At 72.0% G+C, this 22,516-nt stretch carries 20 protein-coding genes; 9 read left to right on the top strand and 11 right to left on the bottom strand.

All coding sequences use genetic code 11. From position 1 onward, the window contains the following. A partial coding sequence (locus tag FAF44_RS39920; RefSeq protein WP_237108575.1) for an AAA family ATPase occupies positions 1–1,680 on the bottom strand: 1,680 nt, incomplete at its 3' end. Between the two features lie 144 nt (positions 1,681–1,824). Between FAF44_RS39920 and FAF44_RS39915 the strand changes: the two genes are divergently transcribed. After that, a complete protein-coding gene (locus FAF44_RS39915) occupies positions 1,825–2,955 on the top strand; it encodes a hypothetical protein (RefSeq protein WP_237108574.1) in 1,131 nt (376 codons plus the stop codon). A 50-nt stretch (positions 2,956–3,005) separates the two neighbouring features. Here the strand turns inward: FAF44_RS39915 and FAF44_RS39910 are convergent, their stop codons facing one another. Further along, positions 3,006–4,076 (bottom strand): LacI family DNA-binding transcriptional regulator, encoded by a 1,071-nt coding sequence (locus FAF44_RS39910; protein WP_237108573.1) that lies wholly within the window; start codon positions 4,074–4,076, stop codon positions 3,006–3,008. 201 nt (positions 4,077–4,277) lie between these two features. Between FAF44_RS39910 and FAF44_RS39905 the strand changes: the two genes are divergently transcribed. Then, positions 4,278–5,492: an ABC transporter ATP-binding protein gene (locus FAF44_RS39905; RefSeq protein WP_237108572.1), complete on the top strand. Its 1,215-nt coding sequence runs from the start codon at positions 4,278–4,280 to the stop codon at positions 5,490–5,492. A 110-nt stretch (positions 5,493–5,602) separates the two neighbouring features. Here FAF44_RS39905 and FAF44_RS39900 read toward each other — a convergent pair whose 3' ends face one another. Beyond that, entirely contained in the window at positions 5,603–6,352 is a 750-nt protein-coding gene (locus FAF44_RS39900) for an SDR family oxidoreductase (protein WP_237108571.1), read from the bottom strand. A gap of 47 nt (positions 6,353–6,399) precedes the next feature. Between FAF44_RS39900 and FAF44_RS39895 the strand changes: the two genes are divergently transcribed. Next, on the top strand, positions 6,400–7,512 hold the full coding sequence (locus tag FAF44_RS39895) for a sorbosone dehydrogenase family protein (RefSeq protein WP_237108570.1): 1,113 nt from the start codon (positions 6,400–6,402) through the stop codon (positions 7,510–7,512). Here the strand turns inward: FAF44_RS39895 and FAF44_RS39890 are convergent. After that, the gene (locus FAF44_RS39890; RefSeq protein WP_237108569.1) at positions 7,472–7,807 is read right to left on the bottom strand and encodes a carboxymuconolactone decarboxylase family protein; all 336 of its coding nucleotides are present in this window, start codon (positions 7,805–7,807) and stop codon (positions 7,472–7,474) included. The two genes, FAF44_RS39895 and FAF44_RS39890, sit on opposite strands and share 41 nt — an antisense overlap. A 266-nt stretch (positions 7,808–8,073) precedes the next feature. On the opposite strand from FAF44_RS39890, the gene FAF44_RS39885 reads away from it, so the two are divergent. After that, entirely contained in the window at positions 8,074–8,733 is a 660-nt protein-coding gene (locus FAF44_RS39885; RefSeq protein ID WP_237108568.1) for a hypothetical protein, read from the top strand. Between the two features lie 10 nt (positions 8,734–8,743). Further along, positions 8,744–11,902: an AAA family ATPase gene (locus tag FAF44_RS39880; protein WP_237108567.1), complete on the top strand. Its 3,159-nt coding sequence runs from the start codon at positions 8,744–8,746 to the stop codon at positions 11,900–11,902. A gap of 57 nt (positions 11,903–11,959) precedes the next feature. Here FAF44_RS39880 and FAF44_RS39875 read toward each other — a convergent pair whose 3' ends face one another. Next, positions 11,960–13,162, bottom strand: coding sequence for a TerC family protein (locus FAF44_RS39875; protein WP_237108566.1), 1,203 nt, complete (start codon positions 13,160–13,162; stop codon positions 11,960–11,962). 114 nt (positions 13,163–13,276) lie between these two features. Between FAF44_RS39875 and FAF44_RS39870 the strand changes: the two genes are divergently transcribed. Beyond that, the gene (locus FAF44_RS39870; protein ID WP_237108565.1) at positions 13,277–14,362 is read left to right on the top strand and encodes an FAD-binding oxidoreductase; all 1,086 of its coding nucleotides are present in this window, start codon (positions 13,277–13,279) and stop codon (positions 14,360–14,362) included. Here the strand turns inward: FAF44_RS39870 and FAF44_RS39865 are convergent. Then, the gene (locus FAF44_RS39865) at positions 14,343–15,785 is read right to left on the bottom strand and encodes an LLM class flavin-dependent oxidoreductase (RefSeq protein WP_237108564.1); all 1,443 of its coding nucleotides are present in this window, start codon (positions 15,783–15,785) and stop codon (positions 14,343–14,345) included. The two genes, FAF44_RS39870 and FAF44_RS39865, sit on opposite strands and share 20 nt — an antisense overlap. Positions 15,786–15,856: 71 nt before the next feature. On the opposite strand from FAF44_RS39865, the gene FAF44_RS39860 reads away from it, so the two are divergent. After that, positions 15,857–16,324 (top strand): hypothetical protein, encoded by a 468-nt coding sequence (locus FAF44_RS39860; protein WP_237108563.1) that lies wholly within the window; start codon positions 15,857–15,859, stop codon positions 16,322–16,324. A gap of 113 nt (positions 16,325–16,437) precedes the next feature. After that, a complete protein-coding gene (glnII, locus tag FAF44_RS56090) occupies positions 16,438–17,457 on the top strand; it encodes a glutamine synthetase (protein WP_237108562.1) in 1,020 nt (339 codons plus the stop codon). Positions 17,458–17,517: 60 nt separating this feature from the next. Here the strand turns inward: glnII and FAF44_RS39850 are convergent, their stop codons facing one another. From FAF44_RS39850 to FAF44_RS39830, 5 genes are all read right to left on the bottom strand, one after another. After that, a complete protein-coding gene (locus tag FAF44_RS39850; protein ID WP_237108561.1) occupies positions 17,518–19,056 on the bottom strand; it encodes an aldehyde dehydrogenase family protein in 1,539 nt (512 codons plus the stop codon). 32 nt (positions 19,057–19,088) lie between these two features. Then, positions 19,089–19,958, bottom strand: a complete 870-nt coding sequence (locus FAF44_RS39845) for a UTP--glucose-1-phosphate uridylyltransferase (RefSeq protein ID WP_237108560.1) — start codon at positions 19,956–19,958, stop codon at positions 19,089–19,091. 190 nt (positions 19,959–20,148) lie between these two features. Next, entirely contained in the window at positions 20,149–20,421 is a 273-nt protein-coding gene (locus FAF44_RS39840) for a DUF1876 domain-containing protein (RefSeq protein ID WP_237108559.1), read from the bottom strand. A gap of 130 nt (positions 20,422–20,551) precedes the next feature. Next, a complete protein-coding gene (locus tag FAF44_RS39835) occupies positions 20,552–20,875 on the bottom strand; it encodes a hypothetical protein (RefSeq protein WP_237108558.1) in 324 nt (107 codons plus the stop codon). 255 nt (positions 20,876–21,130) lie between these two features. Further along, positions 21,131–21,676, bottom strand: coding sequence for a cupin domain-containing protein (locus FAF44_RS39830; protein ID WP_237108557.1), 546 nt, complete (start codon positions 21,674–21,676; stop codon positions 21,131–21,133). A 299-nt stretch (positions 21,677–21,975) separates the two neighbouring features. On the opposite strand from FAF44_RS39830, the gene FAF44_RS39825 reads away from it, so the two are divergent. After that, positions 21,976–22,516: SWIM zinc finger family protein (locus FAF44_RS39825; RefSeq protein ID WP_237108556.1), on the top strand; the 541-nt coding region annotated here is incomplete at its 3' end.

Genomic DNA, 22,516 nt, shown 5'->3' with positions numbered 1-22,516 from the left:
CGCGACGTCGCCCGCGTACGAGGCCGCCTCGGAGGCGTCGGCCAGCATGGTGAGGCTGTCGCCGGCCATCAGGATCCGGACCGCCTCGGCGGCGTTGCCGGAGTTCAGCTCGAACCGGCCGCGGAGCTGGGCGATCTCCGCCTCCAGGCGGGCGTCCCGGCCGGCCTGCTCGCGGGCGTCGGCGAGCAGCGACTCCGCCTGCCCGGGACGGCCGCCGAGCCAAGCGGAGACGGCCGCGTCCTTCAGCCGTACCGCCCTGGCGCGGGGGTCGGGGGTCAGCTCGGCGGCCCTGGCCAGGGCGGTGGCGGCGTCGCCGTACCCGCCGCGGTCGCGCGCGCGGGCGGCGGTCTCGGCCAGCGCGGTGGCGGCGGCCTCGTCCTGGCCCAGCGTGGCGGCGGCCAGGTGCCAGGCGCGGCGGTCGCCGTCCGCGGGCCCGGCCAGCACCGCGTGCGCGCGCCGCCGGGCGGCCGGGGTCGCCGCCTCGTACACGGCCGAGCGGACGAGGGGGTGACGGAAGCGCACGCTCGACCCGGTCACCGACGCGAGCCCGGCCGCCTCAAGCTCATCCACCGCCACCCGCCCAGCCTCCGCCGCCCCCACGCCGTGGAGCCCCACGCTCCGGAGGCCCGCGTCTTGGGGGCCCGCGTCCTGGGGGGCCGTGTCCTGGGGGTCGGTGCCGTGAAGGCCCATGCCCTGGAGTCCTACGCCCTGGAGGCTCGCGCCCGTGAGGTGCTCGCCCGTGAAGTCCTCGCTCGTGAGGCTCGCGCTCGTGAAGTCCTCGCCTGTGAGGTGCTCGCTCGTGAGGTTCGTGTCGTGGAGGGGCGGGAGGCTTGCGGCGGCGCGCAGTACGAGGTCAAGGTCGCTTTCGAGGGCCGCGAGCAGGGCGACCGTGCGGGTGGTGGGGGTCAGTGCGGCCACCTGCTCGCCGAAGAGCCGGGTGCCACCGGGCAGCGGGTCGGGGAGCGGCTCGCGACCGGCGAGCTGGCCCGGCGTCAGCCGCCGGACGGTCTCGCGCAGCGCCAGGGGGTTGCCCGCCGTCAGCGCGACCAGTTCTCGCCGGACCGCCGGCCCGATGCCGTCCCGTCCGGGCCGGGCCGGCGTCGCGACGTCGGCGTCCAGGAGTTCGGCCGCGGCCGGCTCGGACAGCCCGTCCACCGTCACCGACGGCACGCCCTTGACCGGCATGTCCCCCCGCACCCCGAACAACATCGCGACGCGTTCCGTGCCCAGCCGCCTGGCGGCGAACAGCAGGGCGTCGGCCGAGGCGCGGTCCACCCACGGGAGGTCGTCCACCACGCACACCAGCCCGTCGGGGGCCGCCGCCTCCGCGAGCAGCGACAGGACCCCGGCCCCCAGCAGGAAACGGTCGCCGGACGCGGCCCCGGTCAGCCCGAGCGCGCCGCCCACGGCCGCGCGCTGCGGCCCGGGGAGCGTGTCGAGCAGTCCGGTGACCGGTCGCAGCAGCCGGTGCAGGGTGGCGAAGGCGAGGTCGGACTCGGGTTCGACGCCGGTGGCGCGCAGCACGGGCATCCCGTCGCCCCGCGCGCCGGCCGCCTCCAGCAGGGCCGTCTTGCCCACGCCGGCCTCGCCGCGCAGCACCAGGGCGGCGCCCGCGCCGGCGCGCGCCCGGGAGATCACCTCGTCGATGGCGGCGAGCTCCGCCGTTCTGCCGTAAAGCACACGAAAGACTGTATTAGCCGGTCAGCGAAGGAGCGCACCGGAAGACCGTTTCGAAGAGTGATGGAACGAATGCGATACGTGTCCGCCTCTGCTGGGTATCGATATGCATTGTCGGCTTGGACCCCGATCCGCAGGGAGCGCGCGATGACGATCAACCCGTACTCGGGTTCGCCCTTCAGCTACGTCAACGAGCCTGCCGTGGCTCCGTACTCGATCGTCGAGTTGATGCCCGGCGTGCGCAACCTGTGCGACTACGTGGGGCTGGCGGCGGGCGAGCGGGTGCTGCTGCTGATGGAGCACACCGTCGATCCGGTCGTCGTGCAGGCCATCGCCGCGGCGGCGGCCCTGCGCGACGCCGACGTGCGCATCCTGTCGGTGCCGCCGTTCAGCGCGGGCGGCTGGGACCGTGAGGCGGAGCTGCCGATCGAGACGGCCGCCTTCCACAACGCCGACGTCGTGATCGGCGGCACCTGGTGGGGCGAGGTGCACACGGCCCCGTTGTTCTTCGACCAGATCGGGGCGCGCCAGGCCCGGTTCGTGTCCCTGCACATGACGGCCACCGCCGGCGCCCTGTTGACCGGCGCCCGGCTGCCGGCCGACGTCTTCTACGCGCTGGTGGCCGCGGCGCTGCGGCAGCTCGCGGGGGCCTCCTCGATCAGGGTGACCTCCGAGCGCGGCACCGACGTGACGTTCTCGGGCCTGACCTTCGAGGACCCGGGCCCCGCCGGGCTGCGTCCGGGCGACTGGCGGCCGTTCCCGTACGGGGGCGTGAACTTCTGGCCGACCGGCACCGAGGGCGTGATCGTCGTCGAGGACAGCACCGTCACCGGCGTGCCGGAGGAGCCGCTGCGCATCACGCTCGAAGGCAACCTGGTCCGCAAGATCGAGGGCGGGGCCGCCGCCGAGCAGCTCCGCCGCTACGCGCCCGGCGGCTTCTACCTGCGCCACGGCCTGTTCGGCCTGAACCCGAAGGTCCGCATCGCGGGCGGCACCCAGTTCGAACGGGAGAAGCACGCCGGGGCCTTCTACTGCGGCATCGACGGCCTGACCGACGGCGAGCCGGTCACGACGGGGCCGGGCTTCGCGCACTGCGACATCCAGGTGGACCGGCCGACCGTGGTCGTGGACGGGAACACGTTCGTCGAGCGCGGGCGGCTGCTGCTGCTCGACGAGCCGGAGGTCAGGCGGGCCGCGGCGCGATTCGGGCCGCCCGAGGTGATCCTCGACGACAACCCCGTGCTGATCCTGCCGCGCCGCTACAGCGGGGCCCGGTAGCGGCTACCAGGCACCGAGTTCTGCCCGATCAGCCGACCCGGTAGCTTGCATCAGCGGCGGGGGCCGCAACTGCCCCTGATGATCAGCTCCGTGGGCAGGACGACGGAACGCGGCCTCCTGGGACCGGAGCGCAGCACCAGTTCGGCGGCCCGGTAGCCCATGTCGCGGCCCGGCTGGGCGATCACCGTCAGCGGCGGGGCGCACAGCTCGGCCCAGGGCACGTCGTCGTACATCACGAGCGACACGTCGCGCGGCACCCGCAGGTCGAGCTCCCTGGCCGCCAGCACCGCGGCCTCCCCGAGCACGTTGCCCGCGGCCACCACCGCCGACAGGTCCGGACGGCTCTGGAACAGGCCGGAGGCGGCGGCGTAGGCGGAGTCGCGGCTGCCCGTGCCGAACACGACGAGGTCCTCGTCCACCGGCGGGCCCACCGCCTCACCGAACGCCGCCGCCCGCCGGTCGTGGCCGGGGCCGCCGAGGAAGGCGATGCGCTTGTGGCCGAGCCCCCGCAGGTAGCGGACCGCCGTGCGGATGCCCGCCCGGTCGTCGGCCACCACGGACGGCACGTCGAGCGCGCGGACCGGCGCGGGCCGGGCGGGGGAGAGGCCGTCGAGCACCCTGAGGTCGTTCACGGCCACGGCGGCGGGGTCGTCGTCCTCCGGGGACGGCCGGGCGGGCAGGCGGTCGGCGAAGACGACGGTCATGCCCGCCCGGAGCGCCGGGGCCCAGGTGTCCTCGTCGCCGGTGGGGACGGCGATGAGGCGGTCCACGCTCTGCTCCAGGAGCATGCCGATCAGCTCGGCCTCCTGCTCGGGGTCGCCGGCGGTGGAGCCGATCAGCACCGGCTCGCCGGCCGAGCGGGCGCAGGCGAGCACGCCCTCGGCGAGCTGGGCGTGGAAGGTGTCGGTCAGGTCGGGGACGAGCAGGCCCATGCCGCCCGTACGGCGCTGACGCAGGTTGCGGCCGAGCGCGCTGGGACGGTAGTCGAGCTGCGCGGCGACGGCCAGCACCCGCTCCCTGGTGCGCGGGCTGGCCGAGCCGCCCGAGAGCACCCGGGACACGGTCGCGACGCCCACGCCGGCCGCCTCGGCCACATCCTTGATCGTCGCCCGCTTCTCCATGGAAACGATTCCATCATGATTCCAGGAGAACGGGAAGCCACCCCTTCCCGCAAAGGCTGGTCACACGGTAACTCTTGACACCGATGTCCCTTTCGGGTGAGATGCTTGAAAACGTATCCACGTGAGCGGGGAGCAGGGACCCGCCCGCGTGTCCCTCAGAACCAACGTCCGGGCTTGTGCCCTGGAGCGCGAAGGAATGTCATGGCATCCATCGTTCTGACGAACGTCGACAAGATCTACGCCGGTGGCGTAAAGGCTGTGAACGGGCTCAACCTTGAAATCAAGGACGGCGAGTTCATGGTGCTGGTCGGCCCCTCCGGTTGCGGTAAGTCGACCGCGCTCCGGATGATCGCCGGCCTGGAGGACATCAGCGGCGGCGAGATCGCCATCGGCGACAAGGTGGTCAACCACCTCCCGCCGAAGGACCGCGACATCGCGATGGTCTTCCAGAACTACGCGCTCTACCCCCACATGACGGTCGAGGAGAACCTCGCCTTCGGCCTCAAGCTCCGCAAGATGCCGAAGGCGGAGATCCAGAAGCGCGTCAACGATGCCGCCAAGATGCTCGGCCTCGAGACCTACCTCAAGCGCAAGCCGGCCGCCCTCTCCGGTGGTCAGCGCCAGCGTGTCGCCATGGGCCGCGCCATCGTCCGTGAGCCGCAGGCCTTCCTCATGGACGAGCCGCTGTCCAACCTGGACGCCAAGCTCCGCGTCTCCATGCGCGCCTCGCTCAACCAGATGCACGAGCGCCTCGGCGTCACCACCGTGTACGTCACCCACGACCAGGTCGAGGCCATGACCCTCGGCGACCGCGTCTGCGTGCTGCGCGACGGCCTGCTGCAGCAGGTGGACACCCCGCAGAACCTGTTCGACAAGCCGGTGAACCTGTTCGTGGCCGGCTTCATGGGCTCGCCCTCGATGAACTTCGTCGCGGCCGAACTGGTCCGCGGCGACGACGGCCCCGCCGTCTCCTTCGCCGGCATCAAGCTGGCCATCCCCGAGTCGACCTTCTCCGACAAGCCCGGCCTCGACCAGTACATCGGCAAGACGGTCGTCCTCGGCATCCGCCCCTCCGACTTCGAGGACGCCGCCTCCGCCGGCAGCCACGCCGACACCTGGGCCACGTTGTCCGTCAAGGCGGAGGTCACCGAGGAGCTGGGCTCCGAGATCAACGTGCTGTTCCTGATCGACGCCCCGCCGCTGGAGCACAAGGACACCGTCGCCGCCGCCGACTCGGGCGACGACGAGGACGCCTCGCTGCCGCTGTCGGGCGACAAGTCCCTGTGGACCGCCCGCGTCAACGCCCGCAGCCACGTGCGTCCCGGCCAGAGCATCGACCTGGTCCTCGACGCGCACAACCTGCACTTCTTCGACCAGACCTCGGGCCTGGCCATCGGCCACGAGGCCAACCGCTGACATCCCGTTCCCGGCCGCGGGCGTGAGCCCGCGGTCGCCAGGGCCCCCACCGCGACCCCCTCCCGCGGCGGGGGCCCGTTTTTTCGTCCGGAGCCCCACCGCGGACGGGCTCAGCGGCCGATCCGCTGCGACACCAACGCCTGCAGGCCGCGCGGCACGAGCCGGCCGATGCCGACGATGAGCTTGTAGCGCAGGTCGGGGACCGACACCCGGCGGCCGAGCGCGAGGTCGCGCATGCCCTCCCGCACCACGTCGTCGGCCTTCAGCCACAGGAACCACGGGATGCCCGAGGTGTCCATCGAGGCCCGCTGATGGAACTCGGTGCGTACGAACCCGGGGCACAACGCCATGATCCGTACACCCGAGCCGCGCACCTCGTTCGCCGCCGACTCGCTGAAGTTCACCACCCACGCCTTGGACGCACTGTAGGTGCCCCGCGTGAAGAACGCCGCCACGGACGCCACGTTCACGATCGCACCCCGCTCGCGTTCCCGCATGCCGGGCAGCGCCGCCAGCGTCAGTCGCAGCACGGCCTCGCAGTGCACCTTGAGCATGCGCACCTCGCGCTCGACCGGCACGTGCGGGAAATGCCCCGCGTTGCCGAACCCGGCGTTGTTGACCAGCAGGTCGACGCCCGCACGCAATCTCGCCTCGACCCGCTCCAGGCCCTGCTCGGTCGCCAGGTCGGCGGGCAGCACCTCGACGGTCACGCCGTACCTGAGCTTGAGCTGGTCGGCGATCCGCGCCAGGCGGAGCTCGTCGCGGGCCACGAGGACGAGGGAGTACGCTTCGGCGGCAAGGTGACGGGCGAAGGCGGCGCCGATGCCCGCGGTCGCGCCAGTGATCAATGCGGTTGGCATGCCTGCACCCTAACGCCCGTGGCAGGATGGCTTACGTGCGCCTAGCCGTGGCTGTGCTCCTCCTCGCGTCCCTGACCGCCTGCACGCCCGAGGAGCCCCCCACCTCGGCCACCTCCGCCCCCGCGAGCTCACCGTCCAGCCCCGGGGAAGGCGGGCGCGGCGAGCTGCGCTTGCGCGAGATCGCCGAACTGGACCAGCCGGTGGCCCTCGCCGTGCGCGAGGGCGACGACCGGCTCTACGTGGCCGAGCAGTCGGGCCGGCTGCGCACCACCGACGGCCGGACCGTCATCGACCTGTCCCGGGAGGTGAGCACGGGCAACGAGCAGGGCCTGCTCGGCGTCGCCTTCCACCCCACGGGCCGCTGGGTCTACCTCGACTGGACCGACGCCCAGGGCCACACCCACATCACCGAGTGGGCCTACGACGGCGAACGGGCCACCGCCCGGCGCGACGTGCTCAAGCAGGACCAGCCCTACCCCAACCACAACGGCGGCCAGCTCGCCTTCGGCCCCGACGGCCACCTCTACATCGCCTTCGGCGACGGCGGCAGCGGCGGCGACCCCCAGGGCAACGGCCAGAACCTGGGCACGCTGCTCGGCAAGATCCTGCGCATCGACCCGCGCGGCGAGCCGTACGCGGTGCCGCGCGACAACCCGTTCGCCGGCCGGGCGGGCGCGCGGCCGGAGATCTGGGCCTACGGCCTGCGCAACCCGTGGCGTTTCAGCTTCGACCGCGGCACCGGCGATCTGTGGATCGGCGACGTGGGGCAGAACGCGTGGGAGGAGGTCGACCACCAGCCGGCCGCCTCCAAGGGCGGCGAGAACTACGGCTGGAACGTGCGCGAGGGCAAGGCGCCCTTCCGCGACGGCGAGCCGGCCGACCCGGTCGACCCGGTGATCGTCTACCCGCTGGGCGAGGGCGGCACCTGTTCGGTGATCGCCGGATACGTCTACCGGGGAGCGAAGATCTCCTGGCTGCGGGGGCAGTTCCTGTACGGCGACTTCTGCGCCGGCTGGGTCAGGGCCGCGCCCGCCGGCTCTCCACAGGACTCGGCCGAGATCGGCAGGGTGGAGCAGCTCTCCTCGTTCGGCGAGGGCCCCGACGGCGAGCTGTACGCGCTCAGCCTGCAGGGTCCGATCTATCGGATCGAGCCTGCCTGACCAGCTCGATCAGCGTCTCCACCTGATCGTTCAGCTTCGCGCCCCTGGCCCAGCCCGCGTAGTGCGACAGGAACACCACGACCTCGCGCAACTCGGTCTCGTTCAGCTCACCGGCCCGCAGGGCCACGTCGAGCTGGACGTCCGTCATCTCGTGCAGCCCCTGGCCGACCAGCAGCCCGAGCAGGAGCAGGCGGCGCTCCCTGACCGACAGGGCCTCCCGCGACCACACGTCGGCGAACTGGCGTTCGGCCATCATGCCGAAGGAGTCCACGGTCTCCATGGCGGGTTCTCTCATAGTCGGCTCCAGGAGTGTCGATGAGGAGATCCTCATATCTTTCGCTACTTCACGCGCCGAACCAATGGGTTGCGTAGACGTTGTTGCGGAGCGCCGTCGTTCCAGCACGGAGGGAGTTTTTGATCTGTTACAAGTAAAGCCAATGCATGGGCAAGATTTGGTCAAGATTTCTCATCCTCTGATGAGCTGATTTCCCGCCAAAGCGGGCACAACAACTCCGTTGGTCCGTCATGCGGAGGTAAGCCCTGGTGAAAAGGACACGGGCTTTGGCCGCGCTCATCACCGCGGTCCTGGCGTTGTCCGCTTGCGGGCAGCCGGAGTTCACGTACGTACGCGACAAGGGCGGCACGACGTACTTCAAGGTGCCCGCCTCGTTCACGCAGCTCGACGCCTACCCCATCGAGCTGTACCTGTCCGGCGACCACCCCGGCTCGCAGGCGGCGCTGCTGCGCGCGCAGCGGGTCTGGTCGACCGCCTTCGACCAGTCATCGGATCCGTCGGTCAACCACCTGCTCGGCTCGGCGGAGCCGTTCGTCTACGCCACCGTGCACCAGCTCACGGAGGACCAGCGGGACGGGGTCTCCCTGGACCGGCTGCGCGACTTCATCCTGCCGGTGACGGATGAGGTGCGCGCGGCCTACCTGCAGCAGGCCCTGCAGACCGGCCGGCCGCCCATGTTCAGCGGCTTCGAGCCCCTCAGCGACGAGGTGCTGACCCTGGACGGCGGCGCCAGGGGAGTGCACGTCCGGTTCAACTACCGGATCGGCGCGGACATCCAGACGTTCGACCACACCGCCATCCTCGACGAGCGGGGCGCCACGGTCTCCGTCATGCTCATCGGCTGCCAGGCGAACTGCTACCGGACGCGCTCCGGCGAGTTCGACCGGATCGCGAGTTCTTTCAAGCTGCTCAGGCTGCCCGGATGAGGGAGCTTCATTGACCACGACGACGCATCACGAAGGGCTGCGCGCCCCCGGCAGCGGGCCCACCGATCCCGAATCCGTGACCAGGAAGAAGATGCAGCTCTGGGACCGGAGCAAGTTCCTCATCGCCCTCGTGCTCGCCTACCTCGTCCTGACCTGGAAGGTGATGGCCGACTTCGAGGGCATCGTGTCCTTCCCCGAGGCCGCGCGCCGCATCGCGACGGAGTACCAGTGGATCTTCTGGCTGCTCGGCGCGGAACTCGTCAGGCAGTCGCACTTCCTCGTCAGCGAGCACTGGTCGGCCTACCACCGCTTCTGGAGCCAGAAGGTCTTCGGCGGGTTCGAGCGCTGGACGCACCGCCGCTTCGACGACTGGACGCGCTTCCGGCTGGCCCGCGCCCTGAAGATCCTCTTCTTCGTCACGCTGATCGCCCTGGTGCTGGGCGCGGTGCTGGACGTCAGCCCGTTCACCGCGCTGCTGCAGGCGCCCGCGCTGCTGTGGCAGGCGCTGCCGTTCTTCCTGCAGATCGTCTTCCTGTTCTTCTTCGTCATCATCCAGTTCGTCGGCCTGTTCTGGTTCCTGTCCAGGGGCGGCGTCGAGACGTACTTCCCCGACGACATCAAGACCCGCTTCGGCGACGTGTGGGGGCAGGACCACGTGGTCGAGCGCGTCCAGGAGAACATCGTCTTCCTGGAGCGGCCGGACGAGATCGAGCGGCGCGGCGGGTACGTCCCCAGCGGCCTGCTGCTGTGGGGCCCGCCGGGCACCGGCAAGACCCTGATGGCCGAGGCCGTCGCCGGCGAGACCGGCAAGCCGTACGTGTTCGTGGATCCGGGCGCGTTCACGAACATGTTCATGGGCATCGGCATCCTCAAGGTCAAAGGGCTGTTCAGGAAGCTGCGCAAGCTGGCACTCCGGTACGGCGGCGTGATCGTCTTCTTCGACGAGGCCGACTCGCTCGGCAAGCGCGGCCGGCTGGCCCAGCAGGGCCCGCCCGGACAGGGCGGCGGCTTCGCCGGGCACATGGGCTTCGACGGCTGTCACGGCATGAGTTACCTGTCCGAGCCCACCCGTCAGGCGCTCGCCTCCCGAGGCCGGCGCGGCGGCGAGGAGGAGGAGCCGGGCCGCCGCAACCGCTTCGTCATGGGCGGAGGCATGATGAACAGCGGCGACCCCGGCACCCTCCAGGCGCTGCTGACCGAGTTATCGGGCCTGAAGAAGCCGCGCGGCTTCTTCAACCGGCTGGTGCGCAGGCTGCTCGGCATGCGCCCCAAACCGCCGCCCAAGTACCGCATCCTCGTCATGATGGCCACCAACCGGCCCGACGCGCTGGACGAGGCGCTGCTGCGGCCCGGCCGCATCGACCGCATCTACAAGGTCGGCTACCCGTCCAAGGCCGGGCGGGTGCGCACCTACCAGGGGTACTTCGACAAGGTCGAGCACGAGCTCACCCCCGCGCAGATCGACAAGCTCGCCACGATCACCCCGTACGCCACCGGCGCCACGATCAAGGACCTGGTCAACGAGTCGCTCATCACCGCCATCCGGGACGGCCGCGAGGTCATCACCTGGTCGGACGTGCTGCGCGCCAAGCGGCTCAAGCAACTCGGCCCGCCCGAGGACGTCGAGTACATCGAGCGCGAGCGGCACGCCGTGGCCGTGCACGAAGCGTGCCACGCCGTCGTCGCGTACGTGACCCGCTTCCACCTCGAGATCGACATCGCCACGATCGAGAAGGGGGCCGACTATCTGGGCATGGTCGCCTCGATCAAGCCCGAGGACCAGTTCACCCGGTGGAAGTCCGAGCACGAGGCCGACATCATGGTCTCCCTGGCCTCGCTGGCCGGAGAGCGCATGTTCTTCGGCGAGGACAACTCCTCCGGCGTCTCCGGCGACCTGTACTCCGCCACGTACCTGACCGCGATGATGGAGTCGTACTGGGGGATGGGCTCGGGCGTCACCTCGCTGCCCGCGCTCCAGGAACTGGAGATCATGGGCGGCAAGGCCGTGCGCAAGACCGGCCCGGGCGGGCCCATCGGCATCACCGAGCGGGAGCCGGCCAGACGCACGCCCGACCTGACGCCCGACGTGCTGGGCGAGCGCATCGAGTTCAACCTCGTACGGCTGCTGGAGAAGACCGAGGAACTGCTCGAGGAGCACCGGCGGCAGGTGCTCTGCCTGGCGCACGCGCTGGAGACGCACAAGACGCTCAACGGCGACGACGTGGTCGCCATCCTGCGCGGGGAGCCGGGGCCGCTCGTCGACGGGACCGTCTACGCCTCCGACGCGCTCTACCAGGAACTGGAGGACTACCACCGCGACGCGGTCAGGGCGCACAAGGAGCACAGCAGGATCGAGCGGGAGCTGCCGCGCCACGAGCCGGTCGAGGCGGTGCCGGCCGTGTTCGGCGCCGCCGCTACGGCCGTCCTGATCACGCCGCCCGGCGCGCCCTCTGGTTCGCCCGTCGGCGTGCCTGTCGGGTATCCGGGCTCGGCGGTCGGTTCGCCTGTCGGGTATCCGGGGTCGCCGGTCGGTTCGCCTGGGGCGTCCGCGGGCTCGCCGGGTGGTTCGCCTGGGGTGTCCGGGGGCGGGTTGCCGGGCGTGTCCCCGGGCGGTTCGCCGCCCGTGATGCAGGCGCCGCCCCAGGCGGGCCCGGTCATGAGCCCGCCCGGCGGCCGGCCTGGACCCGTCACGCACCATCCGTCGGCCGGGCCGGGCGAGCCGGTCGACCGTCCGGACTTCGTGCCCTGGGCGGGGATGGCGCAGCCGGCGGCGGCGCCCGTCGTGATGGCCGCCGCCACCCCACCGCAGCCCCGGCGGCGGCGGACGGCGGGCCGGGTCTGGGTGGTCGTCGCCAGCCTGCTCGGGCTCGTGGCGCTGTCCGTCATCGTGGCCCTCGGGGTGACGGGCGGCCTGGGAGGTGGCGGCGCGCTGCCCAGGATCGCCTCGCCGGGCCTGCTGTTCCTGCTGTTCGTCCTGGTCGTGGCGGGGATCGTCGGGGCCGGGCTGGCGTACGTCGCGGTCAAGGGCATCCGGCGCGCCCAGGCGAAGGCGGAGCAGGAACGCGACCAGGCCCACGCCCGCGCCCAGCTCCTGGCCGCGGCCATGGACCCGGACACGGCCATGCGCCTGCTCGGCTACGACGGCAACGGCACCGACCGCCGCACCTAGCCCGCAAGCCAGTGAGGGCCTTCGCCCTGAAGGCCCTCACCCCCGTTCGAAGCCAGTTCAGGGATGTTCCGGCTCGGGGGCTGATTCGTGGGTGCGGGTGTGTTCCTCGTGGACGCGGTGCAGGAGGTCCGTCAGGCGGTCCTGTTCGGGGATGCGCCGGCGGTACTTGGCCGGCAGGCGTCGTAGTTGCTCCTCCTCGGCCCCTAGTTTGGCGAACAGTTCCGCGCGCCGCTCCGGGTCGTGCTCGACGTCGAGGTACTCCTGGGCGTGCCGGCGCACCGCCGACACCGTGTTCTGCGCCCGGCCCTTGGGGCTGGCCAGCGAGGCCACCACCGTGACCACCAGCACGCCGATGATCACCGACAGGGACAGGCCCGTGCTGATCTCCACGACCGGCACCGGCTCGCCGTCGTTGATGAACGGCACGTTGTTCTCGTGCAGCGCGTGCAGGATCAGCTTCACCCCGATGAAGCCCAGGATGACGGCCAGGCCGTAGGTGAGGAAGATGAGCCGGTCCAGCAGCCCGTCGATGAGGAAGTAGAGCTGCCGCAGCCCCAGCAGGGAGAACGCGGTCGCGGTGAAGACGAGGTAGACGTTCTGGGTGAGGCCGAAGATGGCCGGGATCGAGTCGAGGGCGAACAGGACGTCGGTGCCGCCGATGGCGATCATCACGAGCAACATCGGCGTCATGACGCGCTTGCCGTCCTGGACGGTGAACAGCTTGTCGCCGTCGTAGGCGTCGCTGGTGTGCAGCAGCCGCCGGGCGATGCGGACCATGAGGTTGTCGGGGGAGTGGCTCTGCTCGCCCTCCGGCTTGATCAGGTTGCCCGCCGTGAGCAGCAGGATGAGGCCGAACAGGTAGAACACCCACGCGAACATGTTGATCAGGGCCGCCCCGACCAGGATGAACCCGGTCCTGGCGATCAGCGAGAAGACGATGCCGAACAGCAGCGCCTTCTGCTGGTCGGCGCGCGGCACCTTGAAGCTCGACATGATGACGAGGAAGACGAACAGGTTGTCCACCGACAGCGCCTTCTCCGTCACGTAGCCGGCGAAGTACTCCGCTCCCGGGGTGGAGCCGCCGAAGACCCAGACGCCGACGCCGAACAGCAGCGCGATGCCCACGTACAGGGCCGACCACACCGACGCCTCGCGCAGCGTGGGGACGTGCGCCTTGCGGACGTGGAAGACGAAGTCGAACAGCAGCAGCCCGGCGATCCCCAGGATCGTCAGCCACCAGACCGCTGCGGGTACGTGCACTCCAGGGCTCCATGTGTGCCGGCGCTCGCAAGGGGGTGGCGACCGCGAACGGGTGTTGTCGCACGTGGTACCCGGTGGGCGCGGTCCCAAGCGCCGTACGGTAGGAAGGGGATCATGCGTGTAGTCGTCATCGGCGGCGGGATCGCCGGCGTGAGCGCCGCCTTCGCCCTGGCCCGCAGGGGCGCGGCCGTCACGGTCGTGGACTCGGGGTCCGCCGGGCAGGCCACGGCGGCGAGCGCGGGCATCATCTCGCCGTGGGCCTCCACCGTCGAGGGCCCGTTCTATGACCTGTACGCGGCCGGGGCCGCCTACTACCCGCGGGTGCTCGGGCTGCTGGCGGAGGCGGGCGTGGCGCGTACCGACTACCGGCGTAGCGGCGCGCTGCTCGTGCACGAGGACCCCGCCCGGCTGGCCGAGGCGCGGGCCCGCGTCGAGGCGCGCGCCCGCGACGCCGGCGCGATCGTGGGCGAGGTGCGCCGGCTCGGCGGCGACGACGTACGCGCCCTGGTCCCCGTGCTCGCCCCCGGCCTGGAGGGCCTGTTCATCTCGGGCGGCGCGCGGGTGGACGGGCGCACCATGCGCGACGCGCTGCTCCAGGGCGCGGCCCACCACGGTGCCCGGTGCCTGACGGGGCGGGCCACGCTGCTGCCCGGCCCCCGTGTCGAGGTGGGCGGCGAGCCGGTGGCGGCCGACGCGGTGCTGCTCGCCTCGGGCGCCTGGGCCAACGAGCTGCTGGAGCCGTACGGCGTGCGCCTGGCGGTCGAGCCGCAGCGCGGCCAGATCACGCACCTGCGGGTCGAGGGCGTGGACACCGGCCGCTGGCCGTCGGTGCACCCGCTGTCGCACCACTACATGGTGGCCTTCGACGACTCCCGGGTCGCGGTGGGGGCGACCCGGGAGACGGGCAGCGGGTTCGACGCGCGGGTGACGGCGGCCGGGCAGCGGCAGGTCCTGTCGGACGCGTTGCGGATCGCGCCGGGCCTGGCCGACGCGACGCTCATCGAGACGCGGGTCGGGCTGCGCCCGCTGCCGACCGGGCAGCTCCCGATCGCCGGGCCGGTGCCGGGGATGGCGGGGCTGCACGTGGTGACGGGGTTCGGCGCGGTGGGGCTGACGATGGCGCCGTTCACGGGCGACGCGCTGGCCCGCTCGATCCTGGACGGCCGCCTGGTTCCCGAACTCACCCCGTTCGCGCCGTAGATCCCAGGTAGGCGAGTTCCGCCGCCTCGTAGGCGAAGTGCGAGGTCAGCACCTCCGCCACCCGCTCCACCTCATGCCTGACCCGGTCGATGCCGGACGGGTCCCGCAGCAGCTCCGCGCACGCCTCGTCGAGCCCGCCGAGCAGTTCGGCGATCACCTCGTGCTCCCGCTCCAGCTTCTTGACCACCGGCGCCAGCGCCGGGTCGTGCTCCAGCACGGCCGGGAACACGTTCTCGCCCTCGACCGTGTGGTGCACGGCCAGCAACCGGCGGAACGTCGCGCAGAACGTGCCGAGCGTCCAGTGGTTCTGCCGCTCGGCCAGCCGGTCGATCGAGGCCCGCGCCGCCGTCCGGTCCGCCGCCACCTGCTCGACCGCGTCCCTGACCTGGCGCAGCTCCTGCCGGTAGCCGTCGTGCACGCGCGCCAGGTGCTCCCCGAGCCGCCGCCGCTCGGGCGTGAGCGCCGCCGGGTCCCGCTCGGGCGCGCGCGGCCGGCCCGCCTCGTCCAGCTCGCGCAGCTCGGCCGGGACGGGCCGCTCGGGCGCGGGACGCTGCCCGGCCACGGCCTCCCGCACGGCCGGCGCGACCTCCTCCGCGAACGTGCGCAGCTCCCGCTCCGCCGCCACCCCCGGCGCCAGCACGAACCCGGTCATCCCCACCTCGAACACCAGCTCCGTGAGCTGCTCGGCCCACAACGAGGCGGGCCCGTCGAGGAACCCGGGGCCCGGCAGCGGCGCGAACGAGCCGCCGACGTTGTAGACCTTGCGGATCGAGGCCGGATCGCGCCCCGCGTCCGAAGCCGCCGCGTCCAGCACCTTGACCTGCGCGGCCACCGCCTCGGGCGGGCTGGAGAAGGAGGAGGCCAGCCACCCGTCGCCCGTCCGCCCGGTCAGCTCCAGCATCCTGCGCCCGCGCGCGCCGATCCAGATGCCGATCGGGTGCGCGGGGAACGGGCCGGGACGCGCGCCGCCGAGCCGGTGGTGGACGCCCTCGAACGTCACGGGCGCGCCCGGCGTCCACAACGCCCGCAGCACGGTGACGGCCTCGGCCAGCGCCTCGATCGACTCGGGAGGCGACAACCGCCGCCCGCCCATGGCGGCGATCGCGTCCCAGCAGGCCCCCGCGCCCAGCCCCAGTTCCACCCGGCCGCCGCTGAGCAGGTCGAGCGAGGCGGCGGCGCGGGCCAGCACGGCGGGCGGGCGCAGCGGCAGGTTGACGACGTCGGGGACCAGCCGGATCCGCTCGGTGCGCGCCGCGAGCGCCGACAGCAGCGTCCACGTGTCGAGGAAGTCCGGCTCGTACGGATGGTCCTGGATCCCCACCAGGTCGAGCCCGAGCCGCTCGGCCAGCGTGACGTGCCGCAGCAGCCGCTCGCGCGCGTCGGCCCGAGGTGACAGGAACGCGCCGAACCACAGATCGTGCATGACAAATCCCCCCGATTCGATGGTCGCACGGCCCCCTGAACCACCGGCGGCGGCCCCACGTCATACCGGGTGTGATCCGACTTATCGTGCTCCTGCTCGCCTGCGTCACCGCCTGCTCGAACGAGACGGTCTGCACGGCGCGGGGCAGTCTCCAGGGCGTGCACGTCAACGTGGACAAAGCGGTCGCGGGCCGCGCGGAGTCGCTGGCGATGGAGGTGTGCTGGGACGGCGCGTGCCAGGAGGCGAGCACGGAGCTGATGCCGTCCACCGTGGCGGGCAACCAGACCTGCTCGGGAGAGGTCTGCTCGGCGGAGGCCGTCAGGACGGGCGGCAAGTTCGGCTTCGGCGCGATCACCGGGCTGCCGAAGCGGCCGGTGGAGGTGCGGCTGACGCTCAGGGGCGCGGACCCGGAGCCGGTGCTGGCACGTACGATCAAGGTGACCCCGAAGGCGACCTTCCCCAACGGGCCCGACTGCGGGGAAGGCAGCCCGCAGGCGGTGCTCACGATCGCCGCCGACGGCTCCGTGCGGGAGGGGTGATCTCGGAGGCTCCCGCGCGAGCTGATTAACACGGCGTTCACATTCGGGCAAAAAGCGGGAAACGGCTATCCGTAAGACTCGGCGTGGCTGAGAAACACCCCGAAAGGACCGCCGTGAGCTACAAGGCTGAGTACATCTGGATCGACGGAACCGAGCCCACGGCTCTGCTGCGCTCCAAGACGAAGATCCTTGCCGACGGAGCCGAGCCGCCGGTCTGGGGCTTCGATGGTTCCAGCACCAACCAGGCCGAGGGTCACTCGTCGGACCGCGTGCTCCGCCCGGTGTTCACCTGCCCGGACCCGATCCGCGGCGGCGACGACGTGCTCGTCCTGTGCGAGGTCGAGGAGATCAACGGCGACTCGCACGTCAGCAACACCCGCGCCCTGCTGCGCCCCATCGCCGAGCAGTACGCCGCCCAGGAGTCCTGGTTCGGCATCGAGCAGGAGTACACCTTCTTCAAGGGCAGCCGTCCGCTCGGCTTCCCCGAGGGCGGCTTCCCCGCTCCGCAGGGCCACTACTACTGCGGCGTGGGCGCCGAGGCCGTGTTCGGCCGCGAGATCGTCGAGCTGCACCTCGACCGCTGCCTCGCCGCCGGCCTGAAGATCTCCGGCATCAACGCCGAGGTCATGCCCGGCCAGTGGGAGTTCCAGGTCGGCCCGGCGAGCCCGCTCGAGGTCTCCGACCACCTGTGGGTCGCCCGTTACCTGCTCTACCGGACGGCCGAGTCGTTCGGCGTGGAGGCCACCCTCGACGCCAAGCCCGCCCGCGGCGACTGGAACGGCGCCGGCGCGCACACCAACTTCTCCACCAAGGCCATGCGCGAGGGCTACGAGGCCATCATCACCGCCTGCGAGGCGCTCGGCGAGGGTGACAAGCCGGCCGAGCACGTCAGCCAGTACGGCGCCGACATCGAGTCCCGCCTCACCGGCCACCACGAGACCGCCCCGTGGAACAAGTACAGCTACGGCGTCTCCAACCGCGGCGCCTCCGTGCGCATCCCGTGGCAGGTCGAGGTGGACAAGAAGGGCTACATCGAGGACCGCCGCCCGAACGCCAACATCGACCCGTACGTGGTCACCCGCCTGCTGGTGAACACCTGCTGCGCGGCCCTGGAGAAGGCCGGCCAGGTCTGATCCCGCCCAGTCGGACAGTTCGAACGAGACGGGGCCCCGCGCACGCGGGGCCCCGTTTCGTCATGCCAGGCGGAAGTCCAGATCCGGGACGATCTCCGCCACGTCCATCTGCGCCTTCTGCAGCCGGCCCGAGTGGTCCCAGTTCATCGACTGCCAGCGGGTGAACTGGTCCAGCACCCACACCCCCGACTGGCGGCTGCCGTTGCCCGACTTGCCGTTGCCGCCGAACGGCAGGTGCGCCTCGGCGCCCGAGGTGGAGTTGTTGACGCTGACCATGCCGGCCGAGATGCCCTCGCGGAAACGGAAGGCGTTCCTGGGGTCGGTGGTGTAGATGGAGCTCGACAGTCCGTAGCCGGGCAGGTTGGCCAGGTCGAGGGCCTCGTCCAGGGTCGAGAACGAGGTCACGCCGACGATCGGGCCGAACGTCTCCTCCATGAACAGCCGGTCTCCCGGCCGTACGCCGTCGACCACGACCGGGTGGTAGAACAGCCCCTCGCCGCCGTCGAAGCCGCCGCGCGGGTTGTCCTTGGTGATCCGCCCGGACGGGCCGGTGACGACCGTGTGGTGGGGCTGGATCCAGGTCAGGTACTCCTCGTACCGCTCGGCGAACTTGCGGTCGAGCAGCGGGCCCGCCAGCACGTCCTGGCCGGGGTCGCCGATCTCGGCCGCGGCGACCGCCGCGGTGAAGCGCCGCACGAACTCGTCGTGCACGCTCTCGTGCACGATCACCGTGCCGAGGCTGGTGCAGCGCTGCCCGGCGGTGCCGAAGCCGGAGAACAGCGCGCCCTCGACGGCCAGGTCGAGGTCGGCGTCCGGCATGATCACCATCGGGTTCTTGCCGCCCAGCTCCAGGCAGGCCGACTGCAGGTGCCGGCCGGTCAGCTCACCGATCCTGCGGCCCACCTCGCTGGAGCCGGTGAAGCCCACCTTCTGCACGGTGCCCTCGTCGAGGGCCGCTTCCAGGCCGCCGAAGGTCTGCGCGCCGTCGGCGAAGACGATGTTCAGCACCCCGTCGGGCAGGCCCGCCGCCGTGAACAGCCGGAACAGGGCGTGCGCCGAGGCGGCGGCGTACTCGGCCGGCTTCCACACCACGGCGTTGCCGCACAGCAGGGCCGGGACCAGGTACCACGACGGCACGGCCACCGGGAAGTTGCCCGCGGTCACCACCGCCGCCACCCCGACCGGGTTGCGGAAGGTGAACAGGTTCTTGTCCGGCATCTCCGACGGGATCGTCTGCCCGTACAGCCTGCGGCCCTCGCCCAGGAAGAAGTCGCAGGTGTCGACGATCTCCCTGACCTCGCCCAGCGCCTCGGCGTACGGCTTGCCGATCTCCTCGGTCACCAGCCGGGCCAGCCGCTCGGCGTTGGCCTCCACCAGCCGCCCGATGGAGGCGATCACCCGGCCGCGCACCGGCGCCGGAACCCTGGCCCACTCGCGCTGCGCCTCCTTGGCGGTGCGGCAGGCTGCCGCGAACGTCCCCGCGTCCGCCAGGCCGACCCGCGCCACGACCTCGCCCGTGCGGGCGGGATTGATCGAGTCGTACGTGCTCGCGGACGCCGCGTCCTTGCCGCCCACGATGGAAACGATTTGTCGGCTCACCCGTGCCCTCCTCGTAAGTTCTTGCGTAGACGCTAGCTCTCCCGGGCCAGTTTGCGCAGCTCCGGCCCATGGACCGGATCGGCGAGCGCCGCGGCGAACTGCGCCCGCAGGTAGTTGAGCGGCGTGCCGGTGTCCCACCAGTCGCCGTCGATGACCTGGCCGTACACCGGGTTGGCCGCCGCGTGGCGGTGCAGGGCGTCGGTCAGGTAGATCTCGCCCTCGGGCCTGTCGTGCCAGCGGCGCGTGGCGGCCTCCAACTCGGCGACGACGCCCGGGGTGACGACGTAGCCGCCGATGGCCGCGTACCGGGAGGGGGCCTCCTCCGGGCGCGGCTTCTCCACCAGGCCCGAGATGCGCAGCCGGCCGCCGCCCAGGTCCTCTTCGACGATCGGCACGCCGTACCGGGAGGCGTCCTCGACGGCCATCGGCATCAGGGCCAGCACGGGCGCCCGCGTCGCCTCGTAGGCGGCCCTGAGCTGCCGGGCGCGGGGCACCTCGGCCACGAACACGTCGTCGGCCCACAACACCATGAACGGCTCGTCGCCGATGACCCGCGCGGCGTTCAGCACCGGCGTGCCGTTGCCGTACGGGCCGTTCTGGTACAGGTACGTGATGTGGGCCAGCGACGACAGCTCGGCCACCGCCTCGGCCTGCTCGTCCTTGCCCGCCGCGCGCAGTTCCCGCTCCAGGTCGGCGTCCGGGGCGAAGTGCCGCTGGACGAGCTCCTTGCGGGCCGAGGTGACGATCGTGATCTCGTCGATGCCGGAGTCCACGAGCTCGCGGATGGTGTGCTCGATGACCGGCTTGTCGCCGATCGGCAACATCTCCTTCGGCAGCGCCCTGGTCAGGGGCAGCAACCGGGTGCCCAGCCCGGCCACCGGGATCACGGCCTTACGGATCATGCGTCTCTCCTCGTGCGGTCGGCGCGCCGAGGAGGACGTTACCCCAGGGCTCGTCCGGGATCGCCCGGCCGGTCAGACGGCCGTGTGCCGGAGTATCGGCTCGGCCACCCGGCGCGGCAGGCCCCGGTGACAGCAGCGAGCGGCCCGTGCCCTCGACGGCCTCGAGCCCGGCCCGTGTCCGCTTCCTCGGTCACCAGGAGCGGGTGGGCGCGGGTGTGTCCGCCGACGATTCCGAAATATCGTGATTTGCGATGACCGCCAACCGCCGGGCCAGGTCCGCCAGCGCCCGCGAGGCGGCCAGCTCGTCCCCGATCCGCGGCGCCTCGGGGTCCGCCGGATTCCGGCGTGCCCGGCCGGTGCCGGTCACGGGCTCGCCGTTCGTGCTGGTCAGCGTCGCCTCCGCCGAGGTGTCGGCACCCGACTCGGTGAGCGTGACGCGCACGGTCCATTCCTTGGCCTTCATGCCCACCTCCTGCGCGAGCGCGCCCCGCGTAAACCGGCTTTCGCCGATCGCCCCCCGGCGGTCGGCGTTTCGCCCGGGTGTCGCACAGGATGCGTCCGGCCCGGCGAAACCGCGCCGGTTCTACCGGGGTTCAGCCGGTGGTGTACTCGAAGACGCGGTCGTTGTAGGTGAAGGAGTCGTAGTAGTCGGTGGGCCGGTTGAAGAGGCGGTCGTCGTAGCCGTGCAGGTTGACGGACACCGAGAGCGTCCACCTGCCCGGCTGGTACGTGGCGACGTCGCTGCCCCAACTGCAGCCGCGCTGGTTGTCGCTGACCGACCAGCGCGAGGTGGGGAAGGTGCCGGAGACCGTCTCGCCGTTGGGGCCCTTGACGGTGTACGTCCCGGAGATCTCCGTCCACTGGAGGTAGGGCCGGCCGCCGCGGCCGTTGATCTTGCCGTGGATGATGCGGACCACCGGGTGGGTCTGGTTGGCGCTCTCGGTGGAGACCAGGTTGGCCGTCCAGCGGTATTCGCGCTGGGTGTCTCCCGAGCCCGCGTAGTCCCAGTGCTCCTCGGTGGTGTAGGTGCCGGCGTGGGCCGCGGTCGCGGGGGTCAGAGCGGCGACGACGGCGATCAGGGCGGCGGCCAGGGGGCGGCGTGGCCGCCGGGGTCGCTCGGCTGCCGGCCGAGGTGCGGCGGCCCCGCAAGGGCTCTTGTCAGGGGCAGGTGGCTAGGCGTGGAAGTCGGCGAAGTCGAAGCCCGGCGAGACGATGCAGCTCACCAGGACCGCCGCGTCGCCCGCCGGGCTCGCCGACTGCCACACCCCGCCCGGGACGACCGCCTGCGGCACCTGGCCGTGCTCGACGTCCGGGCCGAGCAGGACGCGCTCGTCCCCGATCGTCAGGGCGAGCGGGCCGCCGCGGTGCCACAGCCAGATCTCCGCCGACGTGACCAGGTGCGGCACCGACTCCTCGCCCGGGTGCAGCAGGAAGTAGATGGCGGTGGCGCTGGCCCGCGGCCCCGGGTAGCCGTCCGGGGCGAACGTCACCGGCGACCTCCACGTCTCCCTGTACCAGCCGCCCTCGGGGTGGGGGAGGAGGTCGAGGGCCGCGGCGACGGGCGGGCGCTCGACGAAGGCGACGGGGGCGCCCTTGACGTCCCTGCGTAGGAAGCGGCTGCCGTCGAGGACGAGTTGGCCGCCGAGCGGGCTGGCCAGGGCCGCCGCCTCGTCGGGTACCTCGGTGGACGGGCCGTGGGGGTAGATCCGCAATTCCACCCGCCGATTTTATGATGATATTTCGGACAGATGACCCCGCCGCGCATGCCTCTCCTCCCGATCGTCAGGTGCCCGACGTGGCTTGCGCCGTCCCCGGCGGTCGCCTCCGGCACCATCGCGGTGGTGACGGCCGCCGGGCCGCGGGTGTCGCCCCGTCGTTCGATCCGCCGGTGCCATGTCAGTTTCGGCGGGCGCGTCATAGCCGGGTCGCTCCAGGTTCGCCGGGCGGGGTGAGCGGGCGATCCGGGGTCGTCCGGAGGCGGTGCGGAATGTCGGTCGGGCTGGCTAGTCTGCGGCAGGTGATTGAACGGTGGAGCCGTGATCAGGTGCTCGCCCTCGCCCCCGACGCGTCGTCCCGGAAGGCGGCGCAGGGGGTGGCGGCGGCTGGCAAGTGGTCGCTGCGCGGCACGACGGGCGCGGTGTTGTTCGGGGAGTGCAAGGGCAGCGGGGCCAGGCCGTACCTGGCGGCCGTCGATCTGCGCGAGCCCGCCTACCGGTGCAGTTGCCCGAGCCGGAAGTTCCCGTGCAAGCACGCGCTCGGGCTGCTGCTCCTGTGGTCCGCCGACGGGGTGCCCGTCCAGGAGGCGGTGCCGCAGTGGGTGGCGGAGTGGCTCGACGGGCGCGCCGAACGGGCCGCCAGGTCGGCGGCCCGCCTGGAGGCCGCCCGTGCCGAGGCCGCCGGTGAAGGCGAGGGTTCAGGAGGGGCGGCCGGTTCGGGCGCGGCCCTCGACGCGGGGCCGGGCACGGGACCCGACTCGGGCGTGAGGGCGGGCATGGAGCCGGACGCGGACTCGGACTCGGGCGTGGGGGCGGGGGCTGGTTCGGGCGTCGGTGGTGAGC

Origin of the sequence: Nonomuraea sp. MG754425, from assembly GCF_021699195.1 — a bacterium.
Taxonomy (GTDB): Bacteria; Actinomycetota; Actinomycetes; order Streptosporangiales; family Streptosporangiaceae; genus Nonomuraea.
The sequence above is the reverse complement of the archived record's forward strand: the minus strand, read 5'-3'. Positions and strand labels throughout refer to the sequence as shown.

Excerpts from the sequence above, each read along its gene's own strand:
- FAF44_RS39910 (WP_237108573.1), bottom strand. The coding sequence starts at position 4,076 with ATGGAGAAGCGGGCGACGATCAAGGATGTGGCCGAGGCGGCCGGCGTG.
- FAF44_RS39890 (WP_237108569.1), bottom strand. The coding sequence starts at position 7,807 with ATGAGAGAACCCGCCATGGAGACCGTGGACTCCTTCGGCATGATGGCC.
- FAF44_RS39845 (WP_237108560.1), bottom strand. The coding sequence starts at position 19,958 with ATGATCCGTAAGGCCGTGATCCCGGTGGCCGGGCTGGGCACCCGGTTG.
- FAF44_RS39905 (WP_237108572.1), top strand. The coding sequence starts at position 4,278 with ATGGCATCCATCGTTCTGACGAACGTCGACAAGATCTACGCCGGTGGC.
- FAF44_RS39900 (WP_237108571.1), bottom strand. The coding sequence starts at position 6,352 with ATGCCAACCGCATTGATCACTGGCGCGACCGCGGGCATCGGCGCCGCC.
- FAF44_RS39840 (WP_237108559.1), bottom strand. The coding sequence starts at position 20,421 with ATGAAGGCCAAGGAATGGACCGTGCGCGTCACGCTCACCGAGTCGGGT.
- FAF44_RS39915 (WP_237108574.1), top strand. The coding sequence starts at position 1,825 with ATGACGATCAACCCGTACTCGGGTTCGCCCTTCAGCTACGTCAACGAG.
- FAF44_RS39870 (WP_237108565.1), top strand. The coding sequence starts at position 13,277 with ATGCGTGTAGTCGTCATCGGCGGCGGGATCGCCGGCGTGAGCGCCGCC.
- FAF44_RS39865 (WP_237108564.1), bottom strand. The coding sequence starts at position 15,785 with ATGCACGATCTGTGGTTCGGCGCGTTCCTGTCACCTCGGGCCGACGCG.